Consider the following 18,672-nt stretch of genomic DNA (forward strand, 5'->3'; position numbering starts at 1 on the left):
CAAGCCGATCCGACGCTTCGTCGCCGGACGGTTTTCCAGGGGTTGAATCGGGTTACCATTCCGTCATCAGAGAACTCACCGGATTGACTCAGAACTTTTCATGAACATTCCCGCTTCACGCTTACGCCTCATCCCGCCGGAACTGCTGCGCGGCCTGCTGCCGACCATGATCATCAACCTGCTGTGTGCGCTGGTGGTTACCTATCTGATGCGCATCGGCGCCGGCTTCGTTGAAAACCTGGTGTTTTCGATCTGCATCGGCACCACCGCGATGGTGCTGATCGACTGCGGCCGCCTGCTGCTGTGGGGCGAGGACGAGCCGAACAAGCCGGGCTTCCTGCTGATGCTGGTGATTTTCGCGCCCTTGTCGTTCGTCATCGGCAACATGATCGCCAGCGCCCTGCTCGGCTATCCGCTCAGGATTTTCACGACCGGCCAGGCCAACAACACCATCGGCGTGATCGTCCTGATCCTGCTGGCCTGCGTCGGCGCCACCCTGTTCTACTGGAACCGGGAAAAAATGGCCGCGCTCGAAGCGCGTAACGTCGTCATCGAGAAGCAAGCCTTGCAAGCCCAATTGCAGATGCTGCAGGCGCAGATCGAACCGCACATGCTGTTCAACACGCTGGCGACGCTGCAAACGCTGATTTCCAGTGAACCGATCCGCGCGCAACAAATGCTCGACCAGTTGATCCATTACCTGCGCGCCACGCTGTCGACTTCGCGCAGCGAACAGACCACGCTGGGCCAGGAGTTCGACCTGATCAAGGCCTACCTCGGCCTGATGTCGCTGCGCATGGGCCTGCGTCTGACCTACACCTTGCAGTTGCCGGATGAATTGCGACGCCAGCGCATCGCGCCGATGCTGCTGCAACCGCTGGTCGAGAACGCCATCCGCCACGGCCTCGAACCCAAGATCGACGGCGGCGACTGCACCGTCAGCGTGACCAAACATCAGGAGTTGCTGATCATCAGCGTGTTCGACACCGGCAGGGGCCTCAACAGCACGGCCAGCTACAATCGGCCGGACAGCACCCACCTTGGCCTGGAAAACATCCGCGCCCGCCTGGCGGTGTTGTACGGGCCGGAGGCCGAGCTGACGCTGACGCATAACATCCCCGAAGGCACCGTCGCGCAGATCACGATTCCCATGTACGCGCTCAAGAAGTCCTACATCGAGCCCAATTAGCCGATCGACCATGCCCACCACGTCGCCACCTGTCCGCGCCCTGATTGCCGAAGACGAAGTCCTGCTGGCCGACGCCCTCTCCGCGCAGTTGCAACGATTGTGGCCCGGGCTGGAGATTGCCGGCATCGCGCCCAACGGCATGGCGGCCGTCGAGCAGGCGCTGGCGCTGCAACCCGACGTCCTTTTCCTCGATATCAGGATGCCCGGCCAGAGCGGCCTGGAAGCGGCGCGCGAACTGGCCGACGAATGGCCGGACAAGCCCCCTTTTCCCTTGCTGGTGTTTGTGACCGCCTACGATGATTATGCAATCCAGGCCTTCGAGCAGGCGGCGCTTGACTATGTACTGAAGCCGGCCAACGACGAACGCCTGGCGCTCACCATCGCCCGTCTGCAGGCGAGGTTGAAGGAGACAAATGACCGGGGACTGGAGCAGGTGCTGGCACGGCTGCGCGGCTTGACGCCGGCCGCCACCGCGCCGCAGGAGCGCCTGCGCATGATCCGCGCCGCCGTCGGCAACCAGATCAGGCTGATTCCGGTCGACGACGTGGTGTATTTCGAAGCCACGGACAAGTACGTCAACGTCGTCACCGCGGACGGCGAAGCGCTGATCCGCACCAGCCTTAAAGAATTGATCCCGCAGCTCGATCCCGAGCGTTTCTGGCAGGTGCATCGCGGCACCGTCGTGCAGATCGCCGGAGTCGCTGCCGCGCAGCGCGACGACGCCGGCAAATTGTCATTGAAGCTGCGCAAGCGGCCCGAGATGCTGGCCGTCAGCCGCCTGTTTGCACACCTGTTCCGGCAGATGTAGGCCGGCGACAAGCGATAATTTACAGCGGACAATTTACAGCGACGGCTTGACCGTCATCAGCCACACTATTCCGAGCGGCAGCAGCGTCGCCAGCGTGCCGGCCACCGCCCATGCCAGCGCCAGACGCCAATAGCGCGCAGGAATCGCGGCATCGCGCGGCAACGGCGCCAGCAGCTTCGCCTGCGCCCTTTGCAAGGGAATCAGCACACCCACCCACAGCAATCCGGTCGCCGCAAACAAGCCATATGACCAACGCAGCCAGGGCAGCTCCGGTATGCCGGTTTGCGCCGCCAGCGCCCGTCCGGCCACGGCCAGCAAGACCACGCCGCCGAACGTGAAAAACACGTCGGCCCAGTTGGTCGCGCGCACGGCGAAACGGATCACGGCCAGATCGCGGGTGCGATCGGCCATGAGCTTCCAGAAGGCGGTGACGATGATATTGCCGAGAAACAGTACGACGCCCAGCAGGTGCAGGGTCTTGAGCAAGCCGACAGACATGGAATTCTCCTGTTGATCCAATCAAATCAGGATTCCAGTATCTGCGGCGGCGGAAGAAGAAAACAGCGCGATGCGACGAAATGCCGCCTGCGCGGAGCGAATTGCAGCGGGAGATCAGCTAGCGAGAATTAACGGCCGCGAATTAACGGCCATGAATTAACGACCATAATAGCCGCCGCCACCGTAATACGGCCCATGGCGGTAATAACCACCGCCGTGCGGCGGGCCGACCGGGACCACGATGCAGGCGGACAGCGAGGTGGCGACCAATATGCCGGCAATGGCGAGTTTGAGCAGCTTCTTCATGACGTCCTCCTTGGACTTGACGATGGGCACAGCTTGCCAGCAAAGGAAAACGGCAGGTAATTCGCATCCGTATCAGGTGTAATCAATTATTTCCTGCGGTACGCCTGCGGCAAGCGCTGGCGATGCGCCGCAAAACCCCGTCAACACCGCTTGCTGCGGTAAAATGTCTGTCTATACCTATATGTCTCCCCACAAAGCGTCCATGAGCAACGAACTGAAAAACGGTCACACTCCAGCACCATCCACCAATTTCCTGCGCGGCATCATCGAAGCCGACCTGGTTTCCGGCACGTATGCCGAACGCAGCGACAAGCAGGGTCAGGCCCTGCCGCAGGTAGTGACCCGCTTTCCACCCGAGCCGAACGGCTACCTGCACATCGGCCACGCCAAATCGATCTGCCTGAACTTCGGCCTGGCGCGCGACTACAACGGCCGCTGCCACCTGCGCTTCGACGACACCAATCCGGAGAAGGAAGACCAGGAATACGTCGACACCATCATCGACTCGGTCAAATGGCTGGGCTTCGACTGGGACCACAGCGGCCAGCCGCATCTGTATTACGCCAGCAATTACTTCGACGTCATGTACGCCGGCGCGCAAGCGCTGATCCGCAAGGGCCTGGCTTACGTCGATGAACAAAACGCCGAACAGATGCGCGAAACCCGCGGCACGCTGACCGAACCCGGCACCGATTCGCCATGGCGCAACCGCCCGGCCGATGAATCGCTGCGCCTGTTCGAAGAAATGCGCGACGGCAAACACGCCGACGGCACGCTGATCTTGCGCGCCAAGATCGACATGGCCAGCCCCAACATGAACCTGCGCGATCCGGCCATTTACCGCATCCGCCACGCCACCCATCACAACACCGGCGACAAGTGGTGCGTGTACCCGATGTACAGCTACGCACATCCGATCGAAGACGCGCTGGAAAGCATCACCCACTCGATCTGTACGCTGGAGTTCGAAGACCAGCGCCCGTTCTACGACTGGGTGCTGGAACGCCTGGCCGAAGAAGGTTTCTTCAAGAAGCCGCTGCCGCATCAATACGAATTCGCGCGCCTGAACCTGACCTACATCATCACCAGCAAGCGCAAGCTCAAGCAACTGGTCGATGAACACATCGTCAGCGGCTGGGACGATCCGCGCATGCCGACCATCGTCGGTCTGCGCCGCCGCGGTTACACACCGGAAGCGATCCGCCTGATGTGCGACCGCACCGGCGCCTCCAAGAACAATAGCTGGATCGACTACAGCATCCTCGAAGGCGCGCTGCGCGACGATCTCGACCCGAAGGCGCCGCGTGCCGTCGCGGTGTTGCGTCCGCTCAAGCTGATCATCGACAATTTCCCGGAAGGCCAGAGCGTCGAATGCAGCGCCCCGGTCTACCCGCCGGCGCATCCGCTGCATGACAGCGAGCACCGCCTGTTCCCGATCACCAAGAATCTGTGGATCGAGAAGGAAGACTTCATGGAAGTGCCGACCAAGGGTTACTTCCGCCTCTTCCCCGGCAACAAGGTCCGCCTGCGCTACGGCTATGTGGTCGAGTGCACCGGCTGCGACAAGGATGCCGACGGCAACGTCATTGCCGTGCACTGCAACTATTTCGAAGACAGCAAGAGCGGCACGCCCGGCAGTGCCAACTACAAGGTCAAGGGCAACCTGCACTGGGTCAGCGCCGACCATGCGCTGGAAGCTGAAGTGCGCCTGTACGATCGCCTCTTCACCGACGCCCATCCGGACGCCGGCGGCAAGGATTTCAAGCTGGCGCTGAATCCGTCCTCCAAGGAAGTCATCACCGCTTACCTGGAATCGACGCTGAAGACCGCCGAAGCCGGCGCGATCTACCAGTTCGAACGCCACGGCTATTTCGTCGCCGACCGCGTCGACTCGGTTGCCGGCAAGCCGGTCTTCAACCGCGCCGTCACGCTCAAGGACAGCTGGGTCGCCAAATAATCATTCCAACAATATTCTTCCCGCCGGCATCCCAGGACGCCGGCATTTTTTTGCGAGTCCATGATGTTTGAAACATTGCAAATCCAGCGCTTCTCGTTCGGCACGGTGTACAAGATTCTGTTCCTGGCCTCCACGTTTTCGATGGTGCCGCTGGCCATCCTGATGGGATTGTTCGCTTTCTTCGGCGCCGAAACCATCGTCTGGAACGGCCAGCACCTGACCGGTCTCATGGGCCTGATCGCCTCGCCGTTCGTCGGCATCATGATGGCGCTGATCTTCACCGGCTTCCTCGGCACTTTGTTCGCTTGCGGCCTGTGGCTGTATTCGAAATTTCGTCCGCTTCATCTCAGCTATACAAAGTAGGAGCTGTTAACAAAACGTCGGTGGCAAGGCGCGCCGACGCAGACAGTACGAACGTACGGCAAGGAGGCGCAACGCCGCCAGCGGCGTTTTGTTAGCAGCTCCAAACCCGGACATGCGCATGTGCGCATGCAGGTACATACCAAAGGACACAACATGACCATCTCCTTCTATAACGCTTCGGTACCCGTCTTCAAGCAAGGCCTCAACAGCCTCAAGGCCATCCTCGCCAAGGCTGAAGCACACGCCACAGCGAAGAACATCGACGCCGATGCCTTCCTCAAGGCGCGTCTGTTTCCCGACATGCTGAACCTGACCCGCCAGGTGCAGATCGCCGCCGATTTCGCCAAGGGTGTGCCGGCGCGTCTGGCCAATGTCGAAGTGCCGCCGTACGAAGACAACGAAGCCAGCTTCGCCGATCTGCAAGCGCGCCTGGACAAGACCCTGGCCTTCATCGAGGCGCTCAAGCCGGAACAGTTCGACGGCGCCGCCGACCGCGAAATCGTGCTGCGTCCCGGCACGCCGAAAGAAAAGCGCTTCACCGGCGAAGCCTACCTGCTGCACTACGGTGTCCAGCACTTCCTGTTCCACGTCACTACCGCTTACGACATCTTCCGTCACAACGGCGTCGAAGTCGGCAAGAGCGATTACATCGGTACTTACTGATCTTCAGCAGGAAGCCCGCAGTCCATCGCGGGCGATCAGATAGCACAGAGCGTATTGAAAATCCTTCCGTCGTTATTTACGGAAGGATTTTTTTTGACAGGTGAATCTGGCATCTGGCACGCAGCCAAACTTCCGCTGCAGCCTCGTCAACCTCTGCTTGAGGCTGAAGCGATATCAAATGTAATCAAATGCATTATCCGTTGGCGAGCGAAGAATTCTCGGTATAGTGCGATTGTCCCAAAATCGAAAAGAGTCACCACATGAAACGCTTCTTATACGCATCCGCACTTGCCCTCAGCTGCATGACAGTGCTCTTGCCCGGTCAGGCCGCGGCACAAGTCAGCGTCAACATCAATATTGGCACCCCGCCGCCGCCGCCTCGCTACGAAGCGGCCCCGCCGCCACGCGGCGGTTATATATGGGCGCCCGGGTACTGGAACTGGAATGGCCATCGCCACGTATGGGTGCAGGGGCACTGGGAACGCATGCGCCGCGGCTATGAATATGACCGCCCTGAATGGCGTGAGGGACCGCGAGGATGGGAGCTGCATCGCGGTGGCTGGCGCCGGGGTGAAGAACGTCATCGCGAACATGACCACGACGATCGTCATGACGGCCGCCGCGATCATTGCCCACCGGGGCAGGCAAAAAAAGGAAATTGCTGATCCTGGCATCGCCAACCGGCAATCTGCCGGTTGGCTCGCACAAGGCATATCACTACGCTTTGTGCGTTTCTTCGCAATCGCGTCGAATGTGATGAATATTATTTGACGAAACGATCCGCGATCACCAGATCTTCAGCCATTTGAGCAAGCCCACGGTCGCCACGCCCAGACCCATCATCACCCACATCACCATCGTGAACGAAGCCTCGTCATGCAGGCCCGGCAAACCCGCCACGTTCATCCCGAAGATGCCCGACACCAGCGTCGCCGGCATCAGCAGCGCGGTCAGGATCGACAAAGCCATCAGGTTGCGGTTCATCTGCTCGGACATCTGCGAGGCGATCTCTTCCTGCAGCAGCTTGGCGCGTTCATACAGCGCCTCCAATGTCAGGTGCAATTCATTGAGTTCATCGAGCGCATGGTTGAGTTCTTCCAGCGCGGCGGTCGGCACCCAGGCCGGGCGCAGACGATTGAGCTGATTCAGCAAGCGCCGCTCGGGCGTGATGTGGCGTCGCAATTCCGCCAGCTGGCGTCGGATTGCGCTCAACTCGGCGCGATCTTCCGGCCGGCGATCGGACAGCACCGACTCTTCGATGTCATCCACCTTGTCGTTGAGCGAGGCCACGCGCGCATCAAAGCCGTCGGCCAGGCAACGTAACAGCTCGGCGAACAACTCCATCGGGTTGTCGAACAATGCGCCGTCGAGCACCTTCTGGCGCAGCATGTTGGTCGAACACAGCGGCTGCGTGCGCAAGGTCAGCAGACGGTTGCCGTCGAGGAAAAAATGCAGTGCGCCCTTTTCGGTGCCGGTGTCGCCAATTTCCATCTTGAGATCGGCCAGCGTGCCGTAGGCGCCGTTGGCGGTGGTGTGCAGGCAGGGGTGGGTGTCGCTGCTGAGCAGGAATTCCGCGATGTGCTCGGGAATGTCGTCGCTGGTTTCCATCCAGTGACGGACCTTGACGTCGGCGGTCTTGACGTGCAGCCAGCTGAACGCCGGCGCCGCAATCTTGCGCGCCATGACTTCATGCCACTTCAATTGGGTGGCGCGGCCCTCGTCGAAACGGAACGCGCAAATGAAGCCTGCGGGCTCGTACAGCAAGTGCAAGGCCTGAGGCGTGTCCGGGGGATTGTGCATGGCGCGGCGCTATCGACGTGAAAACGCTGGATTCTACCGGCCGACTTTGACAATTTTGTGACAAGGCCGGCGCCGTGAAGGCGCAGCGGCCCGGTTCTGAACGATCAATAGTTGTAGTTGCGGTTGGCGTAGGCGTCGCGGGCGGCGTCGCATTGCGACATCTGCGCCTTGGACATGCCCGAGGTGCCGTTCATCTGGCACTGGTCGGAAATCGATTTGGCTTCATCCAGATGCTGGCGGAAATAAGCGTAATCCTTCTTGCCCGCCAGGGCGTCGCAACCGGACAAGAGGGGCGCAGCGGCAACGCACAACAATGCGAGGGAATGTGTCAGAGAGATCTTCATACGGCGTGTTCCTGTTTTTTGAGTGATAAGCCGCGGCCGGCAAGAGGCAATTCCTTCGCATGCATCACAGTCCCCTTCCCGAGCCTGTTCCGATGCAAAGCAGATATGAAGCAATTGCCACGCGTGAGTATAGTAAGTTCATGAACATTGCTCAATGGAAATCTGGCAAGTTCGTGCAGTTTCAAATCGGTAAAACTTTGCATGTAAAAAACGCGACCATGAGGCCGCGTTTTTATTTCGACAACTTTATGCGCCGCGCTTTCTCAGCAAGGCATACAAGATGATCGCGCCGAACGTGGCGGTACCGATGCCGCCCAGCGCGAAGCCGCCCAGTTTCAGCGTGAAGTCGCCCGCGCCCAGCACCAGCGTCACCGCTGCCACGATCAGGTTGGTATTGTTGGAGAAGTCGACCTTGTTCTCGACCCAGATGCGCGCGCCCGATACGGTGATCAGGCCGAACACCACGATCGATACGCCGCCCAGCACCGCACCCGGAATCGTCAGGATCACCGCGCCGAACTTGGGCGAGAAGCCCAGCACGATCGCGATCACCGCCGCCACCACGAACACCAGCGTCGAGTAAATCTTGGTTACCGCCATCACGCCGATGTTCTCGGCGTAAGTGGTCACACCGGTGCCGCCGACGCTGCCCGACAGGATAGTCGCCAGACCGTCGCCGATGAAGGCGCGTCCCATGTACTTGTCGAGGTTCTGGCCGGTCATGGCGCTGACCGCCTTGATGTGGCCGAGGTTTTCCGCCACCAGGATGATCGCGACCGGCGCCAGCAAGGCCATGGCTTCGGCCTTGAACACCGGCGCCGCGAAGCTCGGGATGCCGAACCACGCTGCGTTGGCGACCGCGCTGAAATCGATGGGCTTGCCGAGGCCGGCGCCGTTGGTCAGGATCGCGTAGATCACGTACGCCAGCAGCAAGCCGATCAGGATCAGCAGGCGCTGCATCATGCCGCGCGTGAATACCGCCACCAGACCCACGCACAACACCGTACCCAGCGCCATCCAGGCGTCGAAGTTGTTGCCGGTCACGCCCTTGACCGCGATCGGCGCCAGGTTCAGGCCGATCACCGCAACCACCGAACCGGTCACCACCGGCGGCATCAGGCTTTCGATCCAGCGCGTGCCGACGATACTGACCAGGAAACCGATCAGCGTATACACCACGCCGCAGGCGACAATGCCGCCGAGCGCGACGCCGAGGTTGGCGTTGGGACCTTGTCCGGCATAGCCGGTGACGGCGATCACCAGACCGATGAAGGCGAAGCTGGAACCGAGGTAACTCGGCACGCGACCGCCCACCAGCAGGAAGAACAACAAGGTGCCGACGCCCGACATCAGAATCGCCAGGTTAGGATCGAAGCCCATCAGCAGCGGCGCCAGCACGGTCGAACCGAACATCGCCACCACGTGTTGCACGCCCATGGCGACCGTTTGCGGCATCGGCAGGCGTTCGTCGGCTGCGATGACCTGTCCTTGTCCATCCGACGTGCCGCTGCGCACACGCCATTGTGGGAAATATGAACCCGCCATGAATTTCCTTCCGAGTTGAAGTTGTTATATGGAGTTGTTATACGGCGCTCATCGGCTGGAAACCGCGATGCACCTTGTGTGGAATGACCGCTAGTGTATTGAGGCAACGTCCAAATGACAATTGCCCGCATGCCTTAAACAAGAGAAAAACGCAAAAAAAATGCGCCTCTGGGCAAGCTTGCGTTGTCGCGGTGCGGAATTCCCCGCCGTGGACCGCTGTTGCCCCAATTTGGCCGTGCCGGCGTTGAAAGTTTTTCAGCCGTCGCCCGACCATGCTCACGCGATGCCGCCGGGAAAATGTAATAATCAAGCCCCGCTTCACCACGCACTTACTTTCAATTACACGCTCAAACGGAGACAACAATGATTCTGGAACTTGCCGATATCCGCATCCAACCGGGCAAACAGGCTGAATTCGACGAAGCCATCCAACGCGGCGTCGTACAGACCATCGCCAAGGCCAAGGGCTATCTCGGCCATCAGGTGCAAAAGGGCATCGAATCGCCGGAACGCTACCTGCTGATGGTGCAATGGGCGACACTGGAAAACCATACCGTCGACTTCCGCGAATCGCCTGCCTTCACCGAATGGCGCGGCATCGTCGGCCCGTTCTTCGCCGGCGCACCGACTGTCGAACACTTTGCGCTGCTGAGCGGCTCGAAGTAAATACACCTTCAAGCTGTCATTGCGGCAGGCGATCCTGCCGCAATGTACAAACACCGGGAACGCAATGCCGATTGCCCGACCTAACCGACTAATGACATTGCACCTCCACATCGATATACCCGGACCACGCGCATGAAGATTCTTACCCGCCTCGCCGCCTTGTCGGCGGTCGCCCTCGCGGCCGGCTGCGGCGAACCGCCGGACGATACGCACTTGCAGGAGAAGGTGATTTCCGGCTTTTACCAGCAGCACATGAAGACGCACAGTCCGGGCATCCCGAGCGCGGACGAGCTGAAGCAGTTGCAGCCGTTCGTCTCGCAGGCGCTGTTCAAGCTGCTGAGCCAGGCGTCCGAGACCGAAATCAAATACCACGCCGCCGCCACCGATCCGGTGCCGCCGCTGGTGGACGGCGACTTGTTCACTTCGCTGTTCGAAGGCGCCTCCACCTTCAAGGTCGACAGTTGCGAAAGCGACGACGCGCACGCCTCCTGCCAGGTCAGGTTCACCTATAAGGGTGGCAACGGAGGAGATGAAGAGAAGTGGAAAGACAAGCTGATGCTGGTCAGGGAAGACAAGCAATGGCGCATCGACGACATTGAATTCCTCGGCAGCGACCAGTCGTCGCAGCGCGAATATCTCACCGACACCCTCAGCAGCATCATCAACGAATTCAACTGAGGTTCCGTTTTCATCTCCTGCCGGCGGCATTGAAGAAATGCGCCGCCGCTTCCGATAACATCCCTGCAGACGGCTGCGACGTACACGCAAAGTCCGACGTTTGATTTATCATGCTGGCTGCATTTCCCCGAGGAAAAAACGGGGAAGCTGACAACATGACAACACAGCAATGGCTTTGCCGTGCGGGCAATCATCCGCGCCGCCATCGCCGGGGAGAGAATGATCGTGAAGCAATTCGGCAAAATAATGATCCTGGCTGTCGCCTTTATCGCGTCCGCATGCAGCGCCAGCCGCGAGCAGGAGGCCAAGGATCTGGTCAACAGTTTTTACCAGACCCACCAGTCGAATCGCCCCGTCGGCGCGCTGTCGCTGAAGGAACTGATCACCTTCCGCCACTTCCTGTCGGTACCGCTGTTCGATCTGCTCAAGGACGTCTCGGTCGCTGAAGAAGCCCACCTGGCCCAGACCGACAACCAGACCCCGCCGCTGGTCGACGGCGACCTGTTCACCACCCATCCCAAGGGCGCTTCAACGTATCGCCTGCTGCGCTGTGAAACCAGCCAGAGCAGCGCCGACAGCAGCGGCGTCTGCACGGTCGAACTGATCTACAGCGACGCCAAGCTGCAGGCGCCGTTCAAGTCGAATGACCGCGTCATCCTCACGCGCGACGCGCGCGGCTGGGTCATCGACAACATCGAATACGGCGGTGGCAATACTGCCACGGTCCATACCGGCGACCTGCAAAAGACCCTGCAAGGCATCCTCAACAAGAACGAACGGCGCATCGTCCAGTAACGTCCGTCATCGGAAGGCCGGCGCTATCGGTTAGAATCGCGGAAAGTTTTGCCGGCCCTGCCGGCGCCTCCGTGCTGCAACCACCGAACCGTCACTGTACCGTCACGATGTCCAATCACACCTTCCTCTGGCACGACTACGAGACCTTCGGCGCCCAGGCGCGCCGCGATCGTCCCGCCCAGTTCGCCGCCATCCGCACCGACGCCGACCTCAACGAGATCGGCGACCCGATCATGATCTACTGCAAGCCGGCGCCCGACTTCGTGCCCGATCCGCAGTCCTGCCTGATCACCGGCATCACGCCGCAAGTCTGTCTTGAGCGCGGCATCCCCGAATACCAGTTCGCGGCGCAGATCGAACAGGCCATGGCGGAGCCCGGCACCATCGGCGTCGGCTACAACACCATCCGCTTCGACGATGAAATCACGCGCTTCATGTTCTGGCGCAACCTGATCGATCCGTATGCGCGCGAGTGGCAAAACGGCTGCGGCCGCTGGGACTTGCTCGACGTCGTACGCACCACGTATGCGCTGCGCCCCGAAGGCATCGAATGGCCGAAGAAGGAAGACGGCGTCACGCCCAGCTTCAAGCTGGAACACTTGAGCAAGGCCAACGGCCTGTTGCATGAAGCGGCGCACGATGCACTGTCCGACGTGCGCGCGACGATCGCCTTCGCCCGCCTGATTCGCGACAAGCAGCCGCGCCTGTTCGACTTCTGCCTGGCGCTGCACAAGAAGGATCGCGTCGCCGCCGAACTCGGCCTGCCGCTGGCCAAGCCCTTCCTGCATGTGTCCGGCATGTTCCCCGCCGCGCAAGGCTGCGTGGCCGTGATGTGGCCGCTAGCCACGCACCCGACCAACAAGAATGAAGTGATCGCCTGGGACCTCAGCCGCGATCCGCGCGAACTCGCCGGCCTCGACGCCGACACGATCCGCACGCGCATGTTCAGCAAGACCGACGACCTGCCGGAAGGCGTCACGCGCCTGCCGGTCAAGACCATCCACCTGAACAAGTCGCCGATGGTGATCGCCAGCCTGAAGACGCTGACGGCGCAGCGCGCCGCCGAATTCAATCTCGACATCGACGCGGCCTTGCAGAACGCCACGGCGGCAGCTGAATTGCCGGAGATGGGCGCGATCTGGGCCAAGGTATTCCAGCGTCCGAAAGAAGCCCCCAACGATGTCGACGAAGATCTCTACGGCGGCTTTGTCGGCAACAACGACCGTCGTCAACTGACGCAACTGCGCGCCCTGACGCCGCTGCAGCTGGCGCAGTCGAAGATCAGTTTCGACGACGCGCGGCTGGAGGAATTGCTGTTCCGCTACCGCGCGCGCAACTTCCCCGAAACCCTGTCGCCGGAAGAAACCCAGCGCTGGGAAGATCATCGCGCTGCACGCCTGTTCGACGGCGCAGGCGGTGCCCGCACGCTGGATGGGCTATTCGAGGAAATCGACCAGTTGTCGGAGTCGGCCGATGAACGCGGCGAGGAAATCCTCGGTGCGCTCTACGACTATGCCGAGATGATTGCGCCTGAACGCAGCTGAACGTGCCGTTCAGGCCGGCATGGGTCGCCGGGCGTCGGTACTCGCTTCACTGGCGCAGACGCGATCCCTTCCCGTCGATTTGGCCAGGTACAAGGCCTTGTCGGCCCTGCCGATGAGCGACTCCGCAACATCGCCTTCGCTGACCGCATCCAGGACCGCGACGCCCGCGCTGACAGTGACGATTCCCGTGGGATTACCCTGATGCGGCAGCTGCAACGCCCGTATGCGCTCCAGTGTTTCTTCCGCAATGGCCAGCGCATCGTCGCCATCGCAATCGGGTAGCAACAGCACCAGTTCTTCGCCGCCGTAGCGCGCAGCCAGGTCACCCTCGCGCTTCTGTCCCTGCCGGATCGCCTGCGACAACTTACGCAGGCATTCGTCGCCGGCGAGATGGCCATAGGTATCGTTGTAGCGTTTGAAAAAATCGACGTCCATCATGATCAGCGCCAGCGGCTTTCCTTCCCGCGCGCAACGCCGCAAAGCCCGCGCCATCTCCTCATCGAAACAGCGACGATTGCCCAGTCCGGTCAGGCCGTCTTGCGTGGCAAGGTTCTGCAGAGTCCGGTTCAGGAATTCGACATGCTCACGTGCATGGTTGGCTTTGTTCTCGGCCTCCACCCGCAATTCGATCTGGCGGATCAGACGCGCGCCCAGCCAGCCGAGAAGCGACAGCAGCACGATCAGTCCGCTTACGTGCAACAGCACATCCGACCGCCAGCTTGCCAGCACTTCCTGCTCGGATAGCGCCGCCGCGACAAACAGCGGATAGCGTTCAAGATGGCGATAACTGTTGATCCGGGTGACGCCGTCCTGCGAAGAACGGATGCGCGCGGTCCCGCTCGTGTTGATGGCGGCGTGGTCGCGGAATATCGCCGCCTCCGCCAGGCTCTTGCCGATCGAATCATTCATCAAGGGCCGCCGCACCAGCAACGTGCCCTGGTTGCTGGCAAGAATCACCGCACCGCCGTCGCCGATGTCGAAGCTTTCATAAAACTTGCTGAAATAGGCAATCCGGATCGCCGCCATGACCACCCCGTCAAAGCTGCCTTCGGCGCTATTGAGGCGTCGTGAAATGGTGACGATCCATTCTCCGTTGGCGCGGCTTTGCACCGGCATGCTGATATGCGGCGACAGGTCTTCATGCTGGCGATGATAGAGATAATATTCACGGTCGCGGCTGCTAACGTTTCCCGCCTGATATTGACGTGAATTGAGCAGCCACTTGCCGTCCTTGTCGATGACGAACAAGCCGTGCAACTGGGGCAATTCCACTGTCTGCTGCGCCAGAAATGTTTCCAGCTTGCGCAGCGATGCCGGCTTGCGTTCATCGTGCAGGAGCCGTTCGGCGAGGAAGATCAAGATGGTGTCAGCTTGCCTGAAAGTGTCGTCGGCATGCCGCGCCAGCGCGAGCGCAATGTTGTGGCTGGTGGTCCCGGCCTCTTGCAGTTGATGCTGGCGTGCTCGCCAGTCGGTCACGACGGCCAGAACAACGAGCAGCGCGCATGCCAGGACCACCAGAGTCTTGGCGAGGAAGATGACGTAGGTTTGTTTTCTGTGAGGCATCGTGGGTCATGCAGGGGCAAGAGAAGCGGGCGTTTTCATGCTAAAGAAAACACCTGCCTCCTGCACATGACCTGCGTCAAAAATCACATACCGAGCATCTTTTTACAACACAGTTGCGCGCATGCATTCTTGCCCTTCATCAATGCACCTTGCCTGTCTGCTCGGCCTGCAGGGCATGCGCCGCAAGTGCATTGACCAGGGGCGCATCCATCCTTACCAGATGAACGAGAAACCATTGCGGCAAAGCATGCACGATTCCACGCGGCAGGACATAGTCGCCGCTCAGCGCCCGTGGCACCAGATGATGCAGCGTGCTCAGCAGTTGCGCGTGATGTTGCCTGTGGAAATTCGCATTCGCATAGCTGATTTCCTCCATCAGCGCCTCCTCCTCGCGGAAATCTGCTTCCAGCAATCCGATCAGACCCTGCAGGCGCGCACTGAACTCGTGATCGGGAGCCTGCATCACCAGCGTCAACTCTCTCACCAGCGCTCTGTGCGCGTCATCCATTTCCGTGATGCCGAGAGACATCTGCGGCGACCATTCCAAGTTTTCCATATCCTGCCTTCCCTCTGCGTGTCGCCCAATGTAAGCCAAATGCGCACCAACGGCTTGATGCAAGTCAAACACCCGGGATATCCCACCTGAACGGCAACAGTGCTTCAGCGTTTGACATACATCAATCCATCGCAAACTTGCCGATGCTAAGTTGCTTGCATGCGCTGATGGACATGCTCCATCAGGTTTCCATATCGTCCGAACCAAAAGGTGAGCTCATGACTTACAAAACCATACTCGTCCACGTTGATCAATCCCGACATGCGGCGGCGCGCATCCGACTCGCAGCGCAGCTGGCGGCAAGCCAGGAGGCGCATCTGGTGGGTACTTCCATGACCGGCATTTCACGCTTCATTTATCCCGATGGCGTCGTCTTCATCGGATCGGTCATCGACTCCTTACGGGAGAGCGCGCAAACCGAACTGCAAAAATTCGAAGAGTCCGCCCGCCGCGAAGGCGTGACTTTCGAGCGACGCCTCAGCGAAGACGATCCGGCCGGCGCACTGGTTCTGCAGGCGCGTTACGCCGACCTGGTGGTGCTGAGCCAGACCGATCCGGACGAACGCGACTCAGGCGACGTCTACGACCTGCCCGAATACGTGATGCTCAATACCGCACGTCCGGTGCTGACGATCCCGTACGCCGGCGTGTTCGACAAGGTCGGCACCCACATCCTGGTGGCCTGGGATGGCAGCATGGAAGCCACGCGGGCGGTGACCAACGCATTGCCGTTCCTGCGCCGCGCCCGCAACGTCGACGTCGTGCTGTTCAATCCCGACGCGCTGTACGACGTCCACGGCCAGCAACCGGGAGCTGACATCGCACTCTATCTGGCGCGCCACGGCGTCAACGTCAACGTCCTGCAGCAACCCACTGAACTCGACATTGGCAACGCACTGCTCTCGCTGGCCGCTGACACCGGCGCCGACCTGCTGGTGATGGGCGGTTACGGCCATACCCGTTTCCGCGAAGTGCTGCTGGGTGGCGTCACCAAAACCATCCTCAATTGCATGACCTTGCCGGTGCTGTTCTCGCACTGACGCGTCGTCGGAGCCGGAGCGCCGGAGTGGTGCTAAACTCGCCGGGACCAATGCGCACCAGATGCATGTGACAAGCCCGGCCTCAATGGCCGCTGCAATCAAGGAGGCCATTTGAACGTCAAACAATTGCGCGCCCTGCTCGCCATTGCCGAAACCGGCAGCGTCACGCGCGCAGCGGAGTTGCTCCACATAGTCCAGCCCGCCGTGTCGCGCCAGTTGCGCATGCTGGAAGAAGACATCGGCACCACCCTGTTCGAACGCGGCAGCCGCGGCATGGAACTGACCGATGCCGGCCAGATTCTTGCAACGCACGCCAAGCGCGCGCTGCATGAGCTCGATCTGGCCAAGGCTGAGATCGTGCCGGAACCCGGCATGGTCACCGGCAACATCACCGTCGGCCTGCTGCCGAGCACCACTGACCTGCTCGCCGCACGCCTGATCACGCGGCTGCGCACGCTGTATCCGCAACTGATCGTCAACATTTCCGTCGCTTACGCCGGCCACCTGCAGCAATGGCTGGAAGACGGCGCCGTCGACGTTGCGCTGCTCTACGATCCCAAGCCCTCCTCGGTGCTGGAAGTGCAACCGCTGCTTGACGAAAGCCTCTATCTGGTTTCGCTGCCTGGCAAGAATCCGGCCGTCGACGGCGTCGCCGCCCTGCGCTACGTCGCCGAGTTGCCGCTGATCCTGCCGAGCCAGCCGCACGGCTTGCGACTGCTGGTCGACAAGGCCTGCGCGCTGGCCGAGATCGACCTCAACGTGGTCGCCGAAACCAACGCCATGAACGTGCAGAAGAATCTCGTTTTCAGCGGCCTCGGTTACACCATCCTGCCCGGCGTCGCGGTATTCGACGACGTCGCCGCCGGACGCCTGAGCGTGGCGCCGATCTCCAGTCCGACCCTGCAGCGCAAGATCGTGCTGGCCCTGCCGTTGACGCGACGTTCGTCGATTGCGGTGCGCTGCGCGGTCACCGAACTGCGCGAACTGATCAAGGAAATGCTGGCCCAGGACAACTGGCCCGGCGCTACCTGGCTGGCAAACTGATCTGCTCGCGAACGTCTCATCCGGACGTTCGCGAGAGCTATGCTGAAAACTGATTGACCGAACAAATTTCAGCATTGGACGCCTGCGCGGGGCGCACCCTACTATTCCCATCCAAGCTCAATGAACGGGGAATAGCAAACATGAACAGTCCTGGCAGCGCCCAAAACGACCTCTACGCCTGGCGCGAAGATATCTTTTCCATCCTCAAGAACGGCGGTGTCAGCCAGGTGGCCTACGTGCCCGATGCCGGCCACTCGCACGTGATCAATCGCGTCCACGAAGAACCGGGCATGCACCCCATCGTCCTGACCACCGAAGAAGAGGGCGTCGCCAGCGTGTGCGGCGCCTGGCTCGGCGGCGAGCGCGCCGTGCTGCTGATGCAGAGCAGCGGCGTCGGCAACTGCATCAACATGTTCTCGCTGGTGAACAATTGCCGCTTCCCTTTTCTCGCCATCATCACCATGCGCGGCGAGTGGGCCGAATTCAATCAATGGCAATCGCCGATGGGCAAGGCCACACAGGCCGCCATCGAACTGATGGGCATCACGGTGCTGCGCGCCGACCGCCCGGAAGAAGTTGCAGCTACGGTGTCGGCCGGTTTCGACGCCGCGTTTGAAGGCGGCGAATCGGTCTGCGTGCTGCTCGGCCAACGCCTGATCGGCAAGAAAAAATGGGAGGGCAAATGAGCCAGCAGAATCAAGCGAACCAAGCAAATCAACGCACAGCACACATCGACCGCCGCGCCTTCGTCAAGCAGCTGATCGCGGCCTGCCCCGATGCGCTGGTCATCACCGGCCTCGGCTCGGCGACCTATGACGTCTACGCCGCCGGCGACCGCCCGGAGAATTTCTACCTCTGGGGCGCGATGGGCGGCGCCGCTGCGGTCGGTCTCGGACTGGCGTTGGCGCAACCCAAGCGCACCGTGCTGGTCATCACCGGTGACGGCGAACAACTGATGGGCATCGGCGCACTCGCCACCATCGGCGCGCAAAAGCCGGCCAACCTCAACATCATCGTGATCGACAACGGCCACTTCGGCGAGACCGGCATGCAGCGCAGTCACACCAGCCTGGGCACCGACCTGGCGGCAGTGGCGCGCGGTTGCGGCATCGGCAAGGTGGTCACGGTCAACACGCTGGAGCAGCTGCCGTCGCTGGCCGCCGACATCAACACGCGTTCCGGCGCGCTGCTGGCGCAAGTGTTCGTGCAGGCCGACGAATTGCCGCGCGCGCTGCCGACCCGCGACGGCGTCTACACCAAGAACCGCTTCCGCGAAGCACTCGGTTTCGGTCCTGTATAAAGTTTTTCAGCTG

General features: G+C 61.0%; 21 protein-coding genes and 1 pseudogene. 15 read left to right on the top strand and 7 right to left on the bottom strand.

The window, feature by feature from the left end:
• The first annotated feature begins 100 nt into the window (after window positions 1-100).
• A complete protein-coding gene (locus E4P32_RS15890) occupies window positions 101-1,189 on the top strand; it encodes a histidine kinase (RefSeq protein ID WP_116434880.1) in 1,089 nt (362 codons plus the stop codon).
• Window positions 1,190-1,199: 10 nt separating this feature from the next.
• The gene (locus tag E4P32_RS15895) at window positions 1,200-1,997 is read left to right on the top strand and encodes a LytTR family DNA-binding domain-containing protein (RefSeq protein ID WP_116434879.1); all 798 of its coding nucleotides are present in this window, start codon (window positions 1,200-1,202) and stop codon (window positions 1,995-1,997) included.
• A 33-nt stretch (window positions 1,998-2,030) separates the two neighbouring features.
• On the opposite strand, the gene E4P32_RS15900 is transcribed toward E4P32_RS15895, so the two are convergent.
• Window positions 2,031-2,495, bottom strand: coding sequence for a DUF2269 family protein (locus E4P32_RS15900; protein WP_116434878.1), 465 nt, complete (start codon window positions 2,493-2,495; stop codon window positions 2,031-2,033).
• Between the two features lie 156 nt (window positions 2,496-2,651).
• Window positions 2,652-2,801 (bottom strand): hypothetical protein, encoded by a 150-nt coding sequence (locus E4P32_RS24140; protein WP_167735687.1) that lies wholly within the window; start codon window positions 2,799-2,801, stop codon window positions 2,652-2,654.
• A 202-nt stretch (window positions 2,802-3,003) separates the two neighbouring features.
• Between E4P32_RS24140 and E4P32_RS15905 the strand changes: the two genes are divergently transcribed.
• The 5 genes and pseudogenes from E4P32_RS15905 to E4P32_RS24410 all read left to right on the top strand — a co-directional run bounded on the left by E4P32_RS15905 (window position 3,004) and on the right by E4P32_RS24410 (window position 6,555).
• The gene (locus tag E4P32_RS15905; protein ID WP_116434876.1) at window positions 3,004-4,758 is read left to right on the top strand and encodes a glutamine--tRNA ligase/YqeY domain fusion protein; all 1,755 of its coding nucleotides are present in this window, start codon (window positions 3,004-3,006) and stop codon (window positions 4,756-4,758) included.
• Between the two features lie 63 nt (window positions 4,759-4,821).
• Window positions 4,822-5,121: a hypothetical protein gene (locus tag E4P32_RS15910; protein ID WP_245192073.1), complete on the top strand. Its 300-nt coding sequence runs from the start codon at window positions 4,822-4,824 to the stop codon at window positions 5,119-5,121.
• A gap of 153 nt (window positions 5,122-5,274) precedes the next feature.
• Window positions 5,275-5,784 carry a DUF1993 domain-containing protein gene (locus tag E4P32_RS15915; protein ID WP_116435307.1) on the top strand — a complete coding sequence of 170 codons (510 nt, stop codon included), beginning with the start codon at window positions 5,275-5,277 and terminating at the stop codon, window positions 5,782-5,784.
• Between the two features lie 302 nt (window positions 5,785-6,086).
• Window positions 6,087-6,256 (top strand): annotated as a pseudogene (locus E4P32_RS24405) (YXWGXW repeat-containing protein); the annotation flags it as partial.
• Window positions 6,257-6,288: 32 nt separating this feature from the next.
• A complete protein-coding gene (locus E4P32_RS24410) occupies window positions 6,289-6,555 on the top strand; it encodes a hypothetical protein (protein WP_348533513.1) in 267 nt (88 codons plus the stop codon).
• Window positions 6,556-6,570: 15 nt separating this feature from the next.
• Here E4P32_RS24410 and E4P32_RS15925 read toward each other — a convergent pair whose 3' ends face one another.
• The 3 genes from E4P32_RS15925 to E4P32_RS15935 all read right to left on the bottom strand — a co-directional run bounded on the left by E4P32_RS15925 (window position 6,571) and on the right by E4P32_RS15935 (window position 9,473).
• Entirely contained in the window at window positions 6,571-7,584 is a 1,014-nt protein-coding gene (locus E4P32_RS15925) for a transporter (protein ID WP_116434873.1), read from the bottom strand.
• A gap of 104 nt (window positions 7,585-7,688) precedes the next feature.
• Entirely contained in the window at window positions 7,689-7,928 is a 240-nt protein-coding gene (locus tag E4P32_RS15930) for a hypothetical protein (RefSeq protein ID WP_116434872.1), read from the bottom strand.
• A gap of 246 nt (window positions 7,929-8,174) precedes the next feature.
• Window positions 8,175-9,473: a solute carrier family 23 protein gene (locus E4P32_RS15935; protein ID WP_116434871.1), complete on the bottom strand. Its 1,299-nt coding sequence runs from the start codon at window positions 9,471-9,473 to the stop codon at window positions 8,175-8,177.
• A gap of 363 nt (window positions 9,474-9,836) precedes the next feature.
• On the opposite strand from E4P32_RS15935, the gene E4P32_RS15940 reads away from it, so the two are divergent.
• From E4P32_RS15940 to sbcB, 4 genes are all read left to right on the top strand, one after another.
• Window positions 9,837-10,139: an antibiotic biosynthesis monooxygenase family protein gene (locus E4P32_RS15940; RefSeq protein ID WP_116434870.1), complete on the top strand. Its 303-nt coding sequence runs from the start codon at window positions 9,837-9,839 to the stop codon at window positions 10,137-10,139.
• A gap of 132 nt (window positions 10,140-10,271) precedes the next feature.
• Window positions 10,272-10,817, top strand: coding sequence for a DUF3828 domain-containing protein (locus E4P32_RS15945; RefSeq protein ID WP_116434869.1), 546 nt, complete (start codon window positions 10,272-10,274; stop codon window positions 10,815-10,817).
• Window positions 10,818-10,997: 180 nt separating this feature from the next.
• A complete protein-coding gene (locus E4P32_RS15950; RefSeq protein WP_233526667.1) occupies window positions 10,998-11,612 on the top strand; it encodes a hypothetical protein in 615 nt (204 codons plus the stop codon).
• Window positions 11,613-11,719: 107 nt separating this feature from the next.
• Entirely contained in the window at window positions 11,720-13,156 is a 1,437-nt protein-coding gene (gene sbcB, locus E4P32_RS15955) for an exodeoxyribonuclease I (RefSeq protein ID WP_116434868.1), read from the top strand.
• Window positions 13,157-13,165: 9 nt separating this feature from the next.
• Here the strand turns inward: sbcB and E4P32_RS15960 are convergent, their stop codons facing one another.
• Both E4P32_RS15960 and E4P32_RS15965 read right to left on the bottom strand, forming a co-directional pair.
• Entirely contained in the window at window positions 13,166-14,719 is a 1,554-nt protein-coding gene (locus tag E4P32_RS15960; RefSeq protein ID WP_116434867.1) for a sensor domain-containing diguanylate cyclase, read from the bottom strand.
• Window positions 14,720-14,858: 139 nt separating this feature from the next.
• Window positions 14,859-15,275 (bottom strand): hemerythrin family protein, encoded by a 417-nt coding sequence (locus tag E4P32_RS15965; protein ID WP_116434866.1) that lies wholly within the window; start codon window positions 15,273-15,275, stop codon window positions 14,859-14,861.
• Between the two features lie 218 nt (window positions 15,276-15,493).
• On the opposite strand from E4P32_RS15965, the gene E4P32_RS15970 reads away from it, so the two are divergent.
• The 4 genes from E4P32_RS15970 to E4P32_RS15985 all read left to right on the top strand — a co-directional run bounded on the left by E4P32_RS15970 (window position 15,494) and on the right by E4P32_RS15985 (window position 18,659).
• Window positions 15,494-16,315: a universal stress protein gene (locus E4P32_RS15970; RefSeq protein WP_116435305.1), complete on the top strand. Its 822-nt coding sequence runs from the start codon at window positions 15,494-15,496 to the stop codon at window positions 16,313-16,315.
• Window positions 16,316-16,426: 111 nt separating this feature from the next.
• Window positions 16,427-17,359, top strand: a complete 933-nt coding sequence (locus E4P32_RS15975; protein WP_116434865.1) for a LysR substrate-binding domain-containing protein — start codon at window positions 16,427-16,429, stop codon at window positions 17,357-17,359.
• 140 nt (window positions 17,360-17,499) lie between these two features.
• The gene (locus tag E4P32_RS15980) at window positions 17,500-18,045 is read left to right on the top strand and encodes a thiamine pyrophosphate-binding protein (RefSeq protein ID WP_116434864.1); all 546 of its coding nucleotides are present in this window, start codon (window positions 17,500-17,502) and stop codon (window positions 18,043-18,045) included.
• Window positions 18,042-18,659 (top strand): thiamine pyrophosphate-dependent enzyme, encoded by a 618-nt coding sequence (locus tag E4P32_RS15985; protein WP_116434863.1) that lies wholly within the window; start codon window positions 18,042-18,044, stop codon window positions 18,657-18,659. Before E4P32_RS15980 ends, E4P32_RS15985 begins: the two co-directional genes overlap by 4 nt.
• Window positions 18,660-18,672 lie beyond the last annotated feature (13 nt).

The sequence above is a fragment of the Herbaspirillum sp. 3R11 genome (assembly GCF_004563925.1).
Taxonomy (GTDB): Bacteria; Pseudomonadota; Gammaproteobacteria; order Burkholderiales; family Burkholderiaceae_D; genus Herbaspirillum.